This window comes from Kribbella yunnanensis (genome assembly GCF_039529655.1).
In the GTDB taxonomy this organism is placed as follows: domain Bacteria; phylum Actinomycetota; class Actinomycetes; order Propionibacteriales; family Kribbellaceae; genus Kribbella; species Kribbella yunnanensis.
This window is the reverse complement of the sequence record NZ_BAAANF010000004.1, coordinates 344,404-358,584: the sequence shown is the minus strand read 5'-3', so window position 1 is coordinate 358,584 and position 14,181 is coordinate 344,404. Positions and strand designations below refer to the sequence as shown.

Annotated in this window: 11 protein-coding genes; 8 read left to right on the top strand and 3 right to left on the bottom strand. The window is 66.7% G+C overall.

From position 1 onward, the window contains the following. Positions 1 to 170 precede the first annotated feature (170 nt). Positions 171 to 1,229 carry a glycoside hydrolase family 183 protein gene (locus tag ABD231_RS08625; protein WP_344147745.1) on the top strand — a complete coding sequence of 353 codons (1,059 nt, stop codon included), beginning with the start codon at positions 171 to 173 and terminating at the stop codon, positions 1,227 to 1,229. Here the strand turns inward: ABD231_RS08625 and ABD231_RS08620 are convergent. Further along, on the bottom strand, positions 1,226 to 1,699 hold the full coding sequence (locus tag ABD231_RS08620) for a GNAT family N-acetyltransferase (RefSeq protein WP_344147742.1): 474 nt from the start codon (positions 1,697 to 1,699) through the stop codon (positions 1,226 to 1,228). The genes ABD231_RS08625 and ABD231_RS08620 overlap by 4 nt on opposite strands. Before the next feature lie 114 nt (positions 1,700 to 1,813). On the opposite strand from ABD231_RS08620, the gene ABD231_RS08615 reads away from it, so the two are divergent. From ABD231_RS08615 to ABD231_RS08585, 7 genes are read left to right on the top strand one after another with little or no spacing between them, the layout of a single operon-like run. Continuing rightward, positions 1,814 to 3,190, top strand: coding sequence for an ABC transporter substrate-binding protein (locus ABD231_RS08615; RefSeq protein WP_344147739.1), 1,377 nt, complete (start codon positions 1,814 to 1,816; stop codon positions 3,188 to 3,190). A 3-nt stretch (positions 3,191 to 3,193) separates the two neighbouring features. Further along, positions 3,194 to 4,114 carry a carbohydrate ABC transporter permease gene (locus ABD231_RS08610; RefSeq protein WP_344147736.1) on the top strand — a complete coding sequence of 307 codons (921 nt, stop codon included), beginning with the start codon at positions 3,194 to 3,196 and terminating at the stop codon, positions 4,112 to 4,114. Then, positions 4,111 to 4,992, top strand: coding sequence for a carbohydrate ABC transporter permease (locus ABD231_RS08605; protein ID WP_344147733.1), 882 nt, complete (start codon positions 4,111 to 4,113; stop codon positions 4,990 to 4,992). Before ABD231_RS08610 ends, ABD231_RS08605 begins: the two co-directional genes overlap by 4 nt. Next, entirely contained in the window at positions 4,989 to 5,861 is an 873-nt protein-coding gene (locus ABD231_RS08600) for an NAD-dependent epimerase/dehydratase family protein (protein WP_344147730.1), read from the top strand. Before ABD231_RS08605 ends, ABD231_RS08600 begins: the two co-directional genes overlap by 4 nt. Continuing rightward, the gene (locus ABD231_RS08595; protein ID WP_344147727.1) at positions 5,862 to 7,115 is read left to right on the top strand and encodes an enolase C-terminal domain-like protein; all 1,254 of its coding nucleotides are present in this window, start codon (positions 5,862 to 5,864) and stop codon (positions 7,113 to 7,115) included. 51 nt (positions 7,116 to 7,166) lie between these two features. Next, a complete protein-coding gene (locus ABD231_RS08590; protein WP_344147724.1) occupies positions 7,167 to 8,417 on the top strand; it encodes an ROK family transcriptional regulator in 1,251 nt (416 codons plus the stop codon). Further along, positions 8,414 to 8,971: a GNAT family N-acetyltransferase gene (locus ABD231_RS08585; RefSeq protein ID WP_344147721.1), complete on the top strand. Its 558-nt coding sequence runs from the start codon at positions 8,414 to 8,416 to the stop codon at positions 8,969 to 8,971. Before ABD231_RS08590 ends, ABD231_RS08585 begins: the two co-directional genes overlap by 4 nt. Positions 8,972 to 9,192: 221 nt before the next feature. Here the strand turns inward: ABD231_RS08585 and ABD231_RS08580 are convergent, their stop codons facing one another. Beyond that, complete coding sequence (locus tag ABD231_RS08580; RefSeq protein WP_344147719.1) at positions 9,193 to 10,281, bottom strand: Gfo/Idh/MocA family protein; 1,089 nt, start codon at positions 10,279 to 10,281, stop codon at positions 9,193 to 9,195. Between the two features lie 7 nt (positions 10,282 to 10,288). Continuing rightward, positions 10,289 to 14,176: a discoidin domain-containing protein gene (locus ABD231_RS08575; protein ID WP_344147716.1), complete on the bottom strand. Its 3,888-nt coding sequence runs from the start codon at positions 14,174 to 14,176 to the stop codon at positions 10,289 to 10,291. Positions 14,177 to 14,181: the final 5 nt, after the last annotated feature.

Genomic DNA, 14,181 nt, shown 5'->3' with positions numbered 1-14,181 from the left:
TCCTACTCCCGCCGCGACCGATGCGGCAGGCGTGGACCATGGGCGGAGTAGCTGACGGCTGCAACTACTAACAGTTCTTCGGTACGCCTTGACTTCCCTCGTCCGGTCTTGGAGGCTGACAGCAGAAATCGATTTCCCACACCCGCCCCTCATGAACTGGGAGTCAGTCGATGGAGTTTTCGCGGAGAACGTTCCTGAGTGCGACGGCAGGCGTTGGCGCCGCGGTCGCCCTGCCCGGTACGGCGTTCGCCGGGCCGCAGGCGCTGGTCACGAACAAGGTGAAGGATCTGACCGGCCCCGGGCTGACCGACCGGTTCCGGATGGCGGCGACCGACCTGGGGATTCCGGCGCGGGCGCCGGACGGGCGGATGGTGTTCGTCTTCGGAGACACGTTCGAGGAACCCCGAGTCGGCGGTGGGTGGTGGCGGTCGCCGGTGGCGCTGTGGTCGAACACGACGAACCTGGCCGGGGGAGTGGAGTGGTCGGGTGCCGTGGGTGGTGCGGCGGCTCAGCAGTTGTGGGACTACCCGCACGACAACCCGACGTTCTCGACCGTGCTGCCGTCCGATGTGATCACGATCGGCGGGTCGATGTACCTGCACGTGATGGTGAACAAGGGCCTCGGCAACGTCGTCTGGACCGAGATCTGGCGCAGCGACAACTCGGGCGCGAACTGGTACCACACCGGCGCCAAGTTCGACCCGAACATCGACGGTGGCCTGTTCCAGTGCATCACCTGGGGCGAGGGCAACGACGGCTACGTCTACGTGTACTCAACCGGCTTCCAGCGCAACAAGCCGATCATCCTCAAGCGCGTCCGCAGCAACCAGATCGCGAACCCAGCGGCGTACGAGCCCTGGGGCTTCCGCAACAACGCCTGGGGCTGGGGCAACCCCGCCACCCCCATCCTGAACGGCAGCTTCGGCGAACTCTGCCTCCGCCCGCTCGGCGGCAAATGGATCCTCACCTGGTTCAACGCCGGCGACTACCGCATCGACGGCATGATCATGGACACCCCCACCTCGAACCTCTACACGGCGTACCGCCAAACCCTCATCTACGGCGGCGCCTGGGGCCAGGAGAACGACAACCACGTAGCCCAGCTCTACGGCGGCTACATCATCCCCGGCTCCACCCTGTCCGACCTACACCTCTCAGTCAGCCAATGGAACACCGACGCCGGCTGGCCCTACCGCTCCATGCAGTTCCGAATCCGAGGCTTCGGCTAGAGGTTCAGGACGAGGGTTTCTGAGGTGCCGTTGATTTCGACGAACTGGTAGAGGGACTTGTAGAGGGCGGCCGCGGGGTTGTTCGGGTCGACGCTCAAGGACAGCCGCTGGTACGACGCCGCTCGCGCGGTGTCGGCGAGCGTGTTGAGGAGCGCGCGTGCGACTCCGCGTCGGCGGTAAGCCGGGGCCACCCCGAGAGTCAGCTCAGGTACGTCATCGGCGACGTACCCGTATCCCGCGCGCGAGGCGGTGAGCAGGCGAGCCCACGTCGCTCCGGCCGGTACGCCGTCGATCTCGGCGATGACTCCGAAGTCGCGGGGGAGTGGCCAGTCGGCGAGGTAGCGCCAGACGTTGTCGTCGGCGCGGGCCTTCTCGAGGGTGAACCAGGTTTCGCCGGTCCAGTTGCAGGCCTCGAGCATCATCGCGGCCAGGAAGTCGAGGTCGTCGGCGGTCGCCGGTCGGAGCAGCATGCGGTCATCCTGCCGCCTGGGAGGTGGCGGGTGCCAGCAGTTATCGGGCAGCTCTTGAATTAGTAACACGCTTGGTTTAACTTACTCGAAATTCGGAAACCTGAGGAGTTCCGCATGACGAGAGTGAACAGGTTGGGCGCCGGACTGGGCGTGGCGGGACTGGCGCTCGGCCTGGTGGCGTGCGCCGATGGGACCACGCCGTCGGACGGTGCCGGAGCGATCGACGAGAAGGCGCCGGTGACGATCACGATCGGGGACCGCCCGACCCCGGACAAGCCGAACGACATCAAGGCGTTCGAGCAGAAGATCAAGGACTTCACGGCGAAGTACCCGAACATCACCGTGAAGTCGACCGAGACCGCCTGGCAGGCGCAGACGTTCCAGGCGCAGGTGGCCGGCGGGACGCTGCCGACGGTGATGAACATCAGCTTCACCGAGCCGGCCAACATGATCCCGAACAAGCAGCTGCCGGACATCACCGACGAGCTGAAGCTGGTCGACCTGACCAAGGACCTGAACCCGAACGTGCTGAAGATCGTCCAGGACGACAAGGGGCGGATCTACGGCGTACCGATCGATGTGTTCTCGGTCGGGCTGGCCTACAACCGGGCGCTGTTCACTCAGGCGGGACTCGACCCGGACAAGCCGCCGACGACCTGGGACGAGGTGCGGCAGTACGCCAAGCAGATCGCAGACAAGACCGGTAAGGCCGGTTACGCGCAGCTGACCACCAACAACACCGGTGGCTGGATGCTGACCACGATGACCTACAGCATGGGTGGGACGGTCCAGAGCCAGGACGGCAAGAAGAGCACGTTCAACGACGCGCCGACGAAGAAGGGGCTGCAGCTCCTCAAGGACATGCGCTGGACCGACAACTCGATGGGCAGCCGGTTCCTCTACAACCAGGAGGAGGTCCGCCAGGACTTCGCGGCCGGCAAGATCGGCATGGTCATGCAGGCGCCGGACGCGTTCGACATGAGCGTGAAGAACTTCGGCATGAAGCCGGCCGACTTCGGTGAGGCGGCGCTGCCGCAGGACGGCGGGCCGCACGGGACGCTGACCGGTGGTTCGCTGAAGATGATCAGCCCGAAGGCGACCAAGAACGAGATCGTCGCCGCGCTGAAGTGGATCAAGTTCGACCAGTTCGACAAGTTCACCGACGAGGCGGTCGCGGTCAAGGACGCCAAGACCACGATCGCGGACAAGGGCTTCGTCGGCCGGCCGGGGATCACGCCGCTGAGCCAGTCGACGTACGACCAGTACAACAAGTGGCGCGAGCCGTACGTGAACGTGCCGGTGAAGCAGTTCCAGGGCTACATCGACTCGACCACCTCGCTGAAGCTGCTGCCTGAGCCGGGCAACAAGGGCCAGGAGGTCTACTCCTTGCTCGACCCGGTCGTCCAGCAGGTGCTGACGAAGAAGGACGCGGACATCGACAAGCTGCTGAGCGAGACCGCCGCGAAGATCGACGCACGCCTCGCGCGGTAGCCCATGTTCCAGACAACTAAGCAGAGCCGTGGCGGTACCAGGTCCCTCCTGACCTGGTACCGCTCCGGCGGGCTCAGCGCGGTCATCTTCGCCGTACCGCTGGTGCTGACCTTCCTGTATTTCTCCTGGGGCCCGATCGTTCGCGGTCTGGTGCTCAGCTTCCAGAAGAACAACCTGGTCGCCGCCCCGGAGTGGGTCGGGATGGCGAACTTCAGCTACGTACTCACCGACCCGCAACTCCCGCAAGCCGCCCTCAACACCCTGTACTTCGCTGCCCTGGCACTCGTCTTCGGATTCCCGGTGCCGCTGTTCCTGGCCGTGTTCGTCAGCGAGCTGCGGACCACCGGCTGGCTCTACAACGTGCTGTCGTACCTGCCGGCCGTCGTACCGCCGGTAGCCGCGATCCTGCTCTGGACGTTCTTCTACGACCCGAGCGCGGCCGGTGTGTTCAACTCGATCCTCGGCTGGTTCGGGATCGGGCCGTTCGCCTGGCTGAACTCGCAGAGTCTGGCGATGCCGGCGATCGTGCTCGAGGCGACCTGGGCCGGCGCGGGCGCCACCTCGATCATCTACCTGGCCGCGCTGACCGGCGTACGGACAGAGTTGTACGAGGCGGCCGAGCTCGACGGGGCCGGGATCTGGAGCCGGATCTGGCACGTCACGCTGCCGCAGATCCGCGGAATCATCTTCATCATGATGCTGCTGCAGCTGATCGGGACGTTCCAGGTCTTCACCGAACCGTTCCTGTTCACCGGCGGCGGCCCGAACAACGCCACCACGACGATCCTGCTGCTCATCTACCGCTACGCGTTCGTCAACGGCGACTTCGGCGCCGCGACCGCACTCAGCGTCCTGCTCGCCGGAGTGCTCTGCCTGCTGTCGGTCGCCTACCACTTCGTCACCCGCCGCTGGAGCACGACATGACACATGAGCGCGGAATCATCTCGACCCAGGACCGACGCCGTACGGCGGTCCGCTTCGGCCTGCCCGCGATCCAGGTACTGATCTTCATCGGCGTACTGATCGCCGGCGTCGGCCCGCTGCTCTGGCTGCTCAAGTCCGGGGTCTCGACCAGCCAGGACATCCTCAGCGGCCCGATGCAGCTCTGGCCGTCGGGCATCCAGCTGAAGAACATCCCCGACGCGTGGAACCGAGTCCAGATCGGCGCCTACCTCGGCAACACCGCGTTCATCGCGATCGGCTCGATGGTCTCCACCCTGTTCGTCTGTACGACGGGAGCCTTCGTCCTGAGCGTGCTCCGCCCGAAATGGGGTCCGATCGTCACCGGCGCCGTACTCGCGACGCTCTTCCTGCCCGGCGTGATCTCGCTCGTGCCGCTCTACATGACGATCCTGAAGATGCCGGTGCTCGGAATCAGCCTGCAGAACACCTTCTGGGCGGTCTGGCTGCCGTCCGCGGCCGGCGCGTTCAACGTGCTGGTGATGAAGCGGTACTTCGACTCGATCCCGCGCGAGCTGATCGAGGCGGCCCGGATCGACGGCGCGAGCAACCTGCGGATGTTCACCGCACTGATCCTGCCGCTCTCGAAGCCGATCGTCGGAGTCGTCGCGTTGCTGACCGTGATCGGCTCCTGGAAGGACTACCTCTGGCCGCTGCTCGTGCTGCCGGACCCGAAACTGCAGCCGATCTCGGTCGCCCTGCCCCGGGTGGCCAAGACCACCGAGATCTCCCTGCAGATGAGCGCATTATTCCTGGCGGTGCTGATCCCGGTCGTGCTCTTCTTGGTCTTCCAGAAGCAGTTCCTGAGAGGTGTTGGTATGTCAGGCGGTATCAAGGAATGAGTTCTGCACTCAATGGCCGACGGGTGCTGGTTACGGGGGCCAGTGGCCGGATCGGTCTGGTCACCGTGCAACGGCTCAACGAGCTGGGCGCCGTGGTGACGACGCTGTCGCACGCTGAGCATCCCGATCTGAAGGCGGATCGGGTGCTCGTGGGTGACGCGCGGTCGGAGGCCGATGTGGCCGATGCGCTCGACGGTGTCGAGTTCGTCGTACATCTGGCCGCGTTGGCTCATCCAGGAGCCGGTACGCCGTACGACGTGTACTCGATCAATGTCGTGTCGACGTTCAACGTGCTGGCGCAGGCCGGTGAGCTCGGGATCAAGCGGGCGGTGATCGCGAGCAGTATCAACGCGACCGGCCTGATCTTCAACCCGCACGAGGTGCGCCCGGCGTACTACCCGCTGGACGAGCGGACCCCGGCCGACATCGCCGACCCGTACTCGCTGTCGAAGCAGAACGACGAGAACACTGCCCGGATGGCGTGGCGGCGCTGGGGGATCGATGTGGTCGCGCTGCGGTTCCCGCACACGAACGCGGCCGACATCCTGCAGGCGCAGGCCGATGGGATGCGCGACGATCCGGCCGGCGGATTGCGCGAGGCGTGGAGTTACCTCGACAACCGGGACGCGGCGTACGCGATCGAGCTGGGGCTGACCGTGCCGCTGACAGGTGCACACACCTTCTTGCTTGCGGCCGGTACGACGAATGCGCCGTACCCGACCGAGTCCCTGCTGGACGCGTTGGCGCCGGATGTTCCGCGGCTCCGGCGGTTCATCGGACGCGAGGTCCCGATCGACCTGACCGCCGTACGCACCGTCCTGGGCTTCCAGGCCCAGCACGAACTAGACCTTCCGACTCTGGAGCTGTGAATGCCTTCCAACTTCGACCAGCCGTGGCCGGTCCGCGACGACGTGCGGATCCGCGAGGTGAAGGCGATCGTCACCGCACCGCAGGGCATTCCGCTGGTGGTGGTGAAGGTCGACACCACCGAGCCGGGACTCTACGGACTCGGCTGTGCGACCTTCACTCAGCGCTGGAAAGCCGTGCAGACGTTCGTCGACGAGCACCTGGCTCGCCTGCTGATCGGCCGGTACCCCGGTGACATCGGCGACCTGACCCGGCTGGCCGGATTCACCGGCTACTGGCGTGGCGGGCCGGTGACGAACAACGCGATCTCCGGGATCGACCAGGCGCTGTGGGACATCGCCGGCAAGCGCGCCGGGATGCCGGTCTACGAATTGCTCGGCGGCAAGGTGCGGGCGGCCGCCGACACCTACCTGCATGCCAGTGGGCGCACGATCGAGGACGCGCTCGACCACGCGCAGAAGCTGGTGTCGGCCGGGCAGCGACACATCCGCCTGCAGATCTCGACACCTGGTGGTGGCGGCTACGGCGCTCCCGCCGTACCGACGCTTTACCCGGACGCGCCGTACCGCAACGGCTGGTCGGCGCGCGACTACCTGCGCGCGACGCCCGAGCTGTTCGCGGAGGCCCGGCACGTGCTGCCGGACAACATCGAGCTGCTGCACGACGTGCACTCGCGGCTGACGCCGAAGGAGGCTGTGCTGCTCGCGCGGTCGCTGGAGGAGTACGGGCTGTTCTTCCTCGAGGACGTGCTACCGCCGGAACACTGGGACCGGCTGCCCGAGGTGCGGGCAGCCTCGCCGGTACCGCTGGCCGTCGGTGAGCTCACGACCTCGATGAGCGACGCCGTACGGCTCGTCCGTGACGGCGGAGTCGACTTCATCCGCTCGCACGTCTCCGACATCGGCGGGCTCACACCGGCGCGCAAACTCGCCGACCTCGCCGAACTGTGCGGCGTACGGACTGCTTGGCACGGCCCCGGCGACACCTCGCCGATCGGTGCGGCCGCGAACGTCGCCCTCGACGTGAGTTCTGTTGCCTTCGGCATCCAAGAGGGCCATCTGTACGACGACGCCGTGCACGAGGTGTTCCCCGGAACCCTCCGGATCACCGACGGCTGGCTGACCCCGAACGACACGCCGGGCTGGGGGATCGACCTCGATCTCGAGGCCGCGGCCCGTTATCCGGCGGAGTTGTCCGGCCACGACGAGTGGGCGGCGGGAGTACGGCGCATCGACGGTGCACTAGAAGCACCGTGAGCGGGGTGTTCTCGCAGTACGATCACGGCTGATACGACGGGGAGGTGGACGATGGTGACGGCGGACGACGGATTCTCAGGCGCGAACCAGTTGGACCTGGGGTCCTTCAACGAGGCTGTGATCATCGAGACGATCCGGCTGGCCGGCATCATCAGCCGGACCGAGATCTCCCGGCGGACCGGGCTGACCCAGCAGTCGATCTCGCGCATCCTGCGGATCCTGCTGCAACAGGGACTGCTGGTCGAGGAGGCGCAGGAGCGCGCCGAGCGGCTAGGCAAACCGCGGACGCCGGTGCGGTTGCGGTCGAACGCCGCACACGCGGTCGGTATCCACCTCGATCCTGAGCTGCTGACCGTCGCCGTCGTCGACCTCGACGGCACGATCGTGCGCCGCGAGACGGTTGATCTGGCTGACGACCTGCCGACCGACAAGCTGATCGACCTGACCGCGGCGACCGTGACCGCGGCGCTCAGCATCAGCCAGGTCGATCCGAAGTCCATGCTGGGCGTGGGCGTCGCCGTACCGGGTCCGATCGATGCGGATGGGTCCCTGCTCGCGCTGCCGTTGCAGCCGGCGTGGCGCGGGCTGAAGATCCGGCATCTGTTGCAGGAGAAGCTGAACCATCCGGTTCTGGTCGAGAAGGACGGTACGGCGGCCGCCATCGGCGAGCGCTGGATCGGGCGCTCGGCCCGGGCACGTGATTTCGCCTACCTGTATCTCGGGACCGGTGTCGGGAGCGGGCTGATTCTGAACGGCTCGATCTATCGCGGTGGGACGGCCAACGCCGGTGAGTTCGGGCAGGTCGCCGCGCTGCGGATGGGGGAGTGGGACGTCTCGACCGGCCCGGAGATGGTGCCGGAGTGCAACCCGACCGCGTCGCTGCCGGTGATCGCGGCGTCGTACGGGTATGTCGAGACCGATCTCGACGCGACCGATGAGGCCAAGCGCTACAAGGCGGTCTGCCGGGCCGCGGCCGCAGGTGACGAAGCAGCGTTGCGCGCAGCCACCCGGGTCGGCCAGGTGATCGGGCAGGGCGCGGTCGGGTTGGTCGACCTGCTCGACATCGATCTTGTGGTGGTGGGCGGGCCGGCGTATGCGCCGGAGATCTCGCGGATCTTGCTGACCGAGATCGGTCGCGCGGTGAACCTGCATCCGGTGGCACGGGAGATCCGTCCGGTGGTCGTCGAGGAGTCGATGCTGCAGGCGGATGCGGCCGCGGTCGGAGCGGCGTCGACGATCTTCCACGACGCGTTCACCCCGCGAGTCAGCGGCTCAAGTCAGGCTCGTAGGCTGCCGAAGTGATCAAGCCCCGCCACCTCACGACCTCAGTTGAACTCCGCTTGGCTGCTCTTGATGACGCTGCCGCGCTGGCCGACGCGTACACCCGCAGCTGGGATCACCTGGAGCGTTGGGAGCCGGCCCGGCCGTCGAATTGGTTCACTGCCGACGGTCAGCGCGAGCGGCTGACGTCCGCTTTGGAGGGCTTGGCCGGCGGTCGGTCGGTGCCGTGGTTGCTCGCCTCGGGCGATCGGATCGTCGGCGCGGTCACCTTGAGCGACATCGTGCCGGGACCGTTCCGCAACGCGCACCTCGGTTACTGGCTTGCCGCCGAGGCTGTTGGTCGCGGGCTGATGACCTTGGCTGTCAACGCCGCCGCCGAGATCGCAGACACCGAGCTGAAGCTGCATCGCCTCCAAGCCAGTGTGTTCGTGCACAACGCCGCGTCGCACGCTGTGCTCGAACGCACTGGCTTCATCAAGATCGGCTTCGCCCCGAACTACCTCTACATCGGCGGCCGCTGGCAGGACTCCAACCTGTTCCAGCGAATCCTCAACAACCGAGCCCCCGGCACCTAACCCACCCCCTCACCCCCCACCGCCCCACCGACCCCGGCGCCCAACGCCCCAAAGGTGGGCCCGCTGCTCTTTGTGCACGAATACCCACTTTGAGAACCCACCGACCGTTTTTCGGGGCTCTGCGTGGTTGGTGGGTGCACAAAGACGTGGCGCGTGCACAAAGGTGGGCGGGCTGCTCTTTGGGCGGGAGGGGGTGGGAAGTTAGGCGGGAGGGGTGGGGGTTAGGTGGGTGGGAGGCCGATACCGCGGGAGACGTCGACGTCGTCGTACCGGCCCTCTAGCACGTCGATGAACTTCACCGGCCGCTGCAGGGTCGACGCGATGTAGACGGCCTTGACCGTGGCCAGGGCGTCGATCGCGTGCTGGACCGTGATGCCGGGCTGTTCGCCGTTCGCGATTGCGCCGAGGATGTCGTCGTACTGCGCCTTGTGGCCGCCGGGGGGACCGGCGTCGATCGACTGGTCGTCCTTGAGACCGTCGGCGTTGAAGCGGGCGAGCAGATCGTTCTCGATCTCGGCGCCACCCTGCGTGCCGTGGACGGCGACTCGCGTCCGGCCCCCGGGGAAGGCCGCGGTGGTCGCGTGCAGGGTGCCGACCGCGCCGTTCTCGAAGGTGATCGTGGCGACGACGGTGTCCTCGACCTCGATCGCCTGGTGCGTGGCGCGGATCGCCTGGGCGTAGATGCTGACTGGGCGGCCCATGAACCACAGCAGCAGGTCGACGGTATGCACGCCCTGGTTCATCAGCGCGCCGCCACCGTCCTGCGCCCAGGTACCCCGCCAGCCGGCGGACGCGTAGTACTCGTCGCTCCGCCACCAGGCGACCGTCGCGACGGCTGACGTCAGTTCACCGAACCGGCCGGCGTCGATCGCCTGCTTCACCTGCGCGCTTCCGGCATCGAAGCGGTGCTGGCTGATCACGGACGCGACCGCGCCGTGGTTGGCCGCCCGATCCGCCGCCGCGCCGAGCCGCCGGGCCCGGGTCAGGTCGACGTCGAGCGGCTTCTCGATCACCACGTGCTTCTTCTCGTCGAGTGCCTGCTCGGCCAGGGCAGCGTGCGTGCCGCTCGGGGTGCAGATCGCGACCAGCGTCACGTCGGACCCGGCGAGCGCTCCGGACAGGTCGTCGTACACCTGTGGTTCCGGCTGGCCGGACTCCTTCAGCCGGGCGGCCAGCGCGGCACGGGCGTCGGGGTCGTTGTCGACGAGCGCCGTGATGGTCGCATCCGGTCGTGCTGCGATGGTGTCCGCGTGGGTGCGGCCGATGATGCCGCATCCCACGATCGCGACGCGCTGGTCTGTGTCAGCCATCTCGCTCCTACTTGGCAGTGAAGTTCGCGGTCAGAACCTGGTCCGTGGTCACGGTGAAGCGGTACTCCGGATCGGTCGAGACGACCTCGCCGGCCACGGTCCAGTTCTGGAAAACGCTATCCGATGTTGGCGCTGCCGTCACGGTCACCTGCGCGCCCGGTTCGTACTTCCCAGGCTCGGACTCGTTGCCGGCGATCCGGACGAGACCGTTCCCGTTCGCCGCCACGCTCACACTCCGCTGCACCATGTTGATCGCCATCACGTTGCGCAAGACTGCCGGTCCGGACAGTGTCGAGCCGTTGTAGCGGGCGATGTTCGTGACCTCGACCGAACCTTGATCAACCTTGACGGTGAACCCGTCAACCCCGAGGTTGTCTGTACCCAGGTTGATTGCCTTGACTTGACCACTGTTGACGATCAACCCGTCGTGGAAGCCGTAGGCAAACACGTTGAGTAGTGTCACGTCCGTTGTGCCGTCAACGGTGACGATCTTGGCGGTCTTGCGCATGTACTTGTCGATGACGAGTTCGAAGATCCGCCCCTCGTTCATCCAGTACGGCTGCTGGTAGCCGGTGCGGGTGACCGCGTTTCCGTTCGACAGCACACCCTCGATCCGGGCGTCGCGGCCGGCGCCGAGGTGGATGGCGTGGTCGAAGAACGCTCCGGCGACCTTGCGGACGACGGTGTGGTCACCGCGCAGGTCGATACCGTTCCAGGTGTTCGGGAAGCCGGAGTTGATCACGTAGTTACCACCGGCATGACCGCGGATCGCGTACGGGTAGGGGACCACGCCGTCGGCGCTGCCCGGGTTGTTGTCGGGGTAGAAGACACGCAGGCCGCGGACTCCCGCACTCTTGCCCAGGGTGATGAGCGGGGTGCCGTCGGCGTTGTTGCGGCCCTCGAAGGCGTGCAGGACGGTTCCGTAGCTGGCGCCGCCTTGGTCGCGATTCGGTACGGCGGATGCGCCGCGCAGCTCGACATTCGCGGGAACGCGGAGGTGCGTGCTGATCCGGTACCAACCCGCGGGCAGATAGACGATCCCGCCGCCGGACCGCCCGGCCGTGTCGAGCACCTTCTGTACGGCGCTGGTCGCGTCGGCTGCCGGGAGATACCCGATCCCGTGGGGCGCGTCGACGACGTACAGGTGTTGGGTCGGCTTGGGGAGCGCTCTCTTGGTGTAGCTCGGCGCCTTGCCGCTCATCTGGTGGATGACGCCGGAGAGAGCGCCAGAGAGCGCTGTCTCGGTGAGTTTCACGTAGCCCTGCGAGTTGTTGACGATCGCGTGCTCGCTGCCCTCGATCCGCCCACCCGCGATCTGCCAGCCCCACCGGCTGTCCATCTCGTCCACGAGTACGCCGGTGTCGGTACGACGGATGTCCAGCTGCAGGAAGCTCCCGGTGAACTGTGCCCGCTGACCGGTCACCACGTGGATCCCGATCTTGTAGTCGGAGAGCGCGATCTTGTGGAACTGATCCCACTCGAGATCGCCGAGCGCGAGCCCGGTTCCGTGCGCCCGGGTCCAGGCGTCCAGCGCCGCGCGTGCTGGCGGCTTGTAGGCGGCTGGAGCGGTCGCCCAGTAGGAGTTGCTGAAGGCAACGTTCTCCCAGGTGCCGACATCGGCGCCGTTGTAGGCGCGAGCCCCTTCGAGGAGAGCGGTTCCCCGGATGCTCCGGACTGTTGTCGACTCGTGCACCTGGCCGGAGCTCGGCGCGTTGCCCCGGTCGTTCGGCATCGTGCTGATTCCGATGCCGCGGTAGGAGTTGAGCATCGTGATGTCAGCGATCGTCGACATCATGTAGTTCTCGTTGCCGATCCACGCACCGCCCGGCACCTCGAACGTGTAGTTGTACGGCACCGGGTTGGTCGCGGACTGGTTCGGGTAGTACGTCGTAACGCCGAGCACCCCAGCACTCCCGCCGACCCGGAACAAGCTCGGCCCGTCGTCACCAGACGCGAGGTCCGCGACAACAACCGTGCCGTAGTCGCCGCCGGAACGCGTGGGGGAGCCGGTGCCTGACTCGGAGCCGCTGCCCGTGCGCCGTCCCTTGTCTGGGTCTCGGCGGTCGCCGCGGAGGGTGCAGAAGGCGTGCACCTCGATGGTGTCGGTCACCTTGTAGCGGCCGGTCGGCAGCCAGACGGTGCCACCTCCGGCGTCCTGGCAGGCGTAGATCGCGGCCTGGATCGCCTTGGTCGAGTCCTTCCGTCCGCTGCGATCCGCACCGAATGCCGTGGCATCGAAGTCGGCGATCACACCGTCCTCGGTCGGGTTCACCGTCGGCACCAACCGCGGCTGCGGGGTGACGACCGGCGCGACCCGAAGCTGCAGTTCGCGAATGATGTACGACTCGGCACCGGTCATCGCGACCCGGACATAGCGTGCGCTGGTCGTGGCGAACCGGGTCCGGCTGAACTGGTTCCCACCCGGCGAACCGGTCCGGCCGGCAGTCGTGAACCTCTGCCCATCGTTCGAGACCTGGACCGTGTAGTCGGGGGAGTAGGCCTCCGCCCACTCGACCCGGACGTCGTTGACCGGTCGAGCCTTACCAAGATCGAGCTGTAACCACGAGTCGCCCGGTCCACTCGTCCACGCACTCAGATGGTCGCCGTCGTTGACGTTCGCGACCCCGGTCCCACCGCTGGCGGACGCCGTACCGGCGTCAGCGAAGTTCGTGTCCACAGCCGATGCAGTGAACGCGTCGAGCTTGGTCTGCAGCGTCTGGAGTGCCTGCTTGACCTGTACGTCGGTCGCACCCGGCGTGCTCGCCACCGCGCGCGCGTCCGAGATCGCCTGCCGCAGAGCCGCACGACTGCCGACCGGATACTGCCCGTCACGCGTCCCTTCGCGAGCCGCCTTCTCAACCCGAGTCGCCGACCCGATGAGATCAAGCAGCCCCTCAGTCACGTTCAACGTGGTCGCAACCTTGGCCACCCGAACCGCCGCAACCTTGAGATCAACCGCGCCATCACCGTTGTGAATGCGGAAGTCGCCACCGTTCGACCGGTTCGTCAGCACGGCGTCCGGCAACGCGAACGTGTAGGTCTTCCAGGTCTTGGTATCGCCATAGCGAACAACCTCGGAGTTCTTGAACATCTCCGGAATCGTCGAACCCGGCGAGTCATAGTGCAGTCCGAACTGCCCGTTGCCCGCGTCGAAGTAGTCGATGCTCACGAGCACGAGATTGCGGTTGTTGTAGAGGTAGGTGTCGGACACGTTCATGTAGAAGAAGTTCGTGCCCGGCGCCGGAGCAGTGCGGTCGGTCTGCCAGTACGGACGCCCGTCCTGTACGCCGGTCACCAGATTCTCAGCGCGGTCACCCGCCCGCGGGCTGATCCCCGACTGGATCGGCGACGCCCCGAGCTGAACCGAAGCACCCGCCGTACTGATCCGCAGACCAGCAACCGTGATATCCGCGCTGCCGAACAACCGGATATCGGCGTTCCCGAGACGGTTGGTGAAACCGATCCCGGTCAGCGAGAAGATGCCGGTCTTCCACTGGCCAGTGCCGGTCAGCTGAAGGTCGGTCGCATCGGCCGGCGGGTTGTCAGCGGCGTCGTACTGGAGCTCGAGGCTGCCGGTTCCACGGTCGAGATACGTCACCGTCACCAGGACGTCGTCGGTGCCGATCTCGTCCACGTAGTCGCGATCGACGTCGAACTCCAGGTACCCGGTCCCGGCCGCCTGGTCGGTCTGCCAGTAGCCGCGACCCTGCTCAGTCCCGGTACGCAACCCGGCCGGGTCGTCACCGGCAGCCGGTTTCACGCCAAGCGTCGTCGGCGCCGGACCGAGATCGGCACCGACCCCGCTCGGATACATGGTCGCCGCGTGAGCAGGCACCGCAATGGACCCGGCGAGCAGCAGAGCGGGCAGGAACCGGGCAAGCAGACGTCTGGTCATGCTGG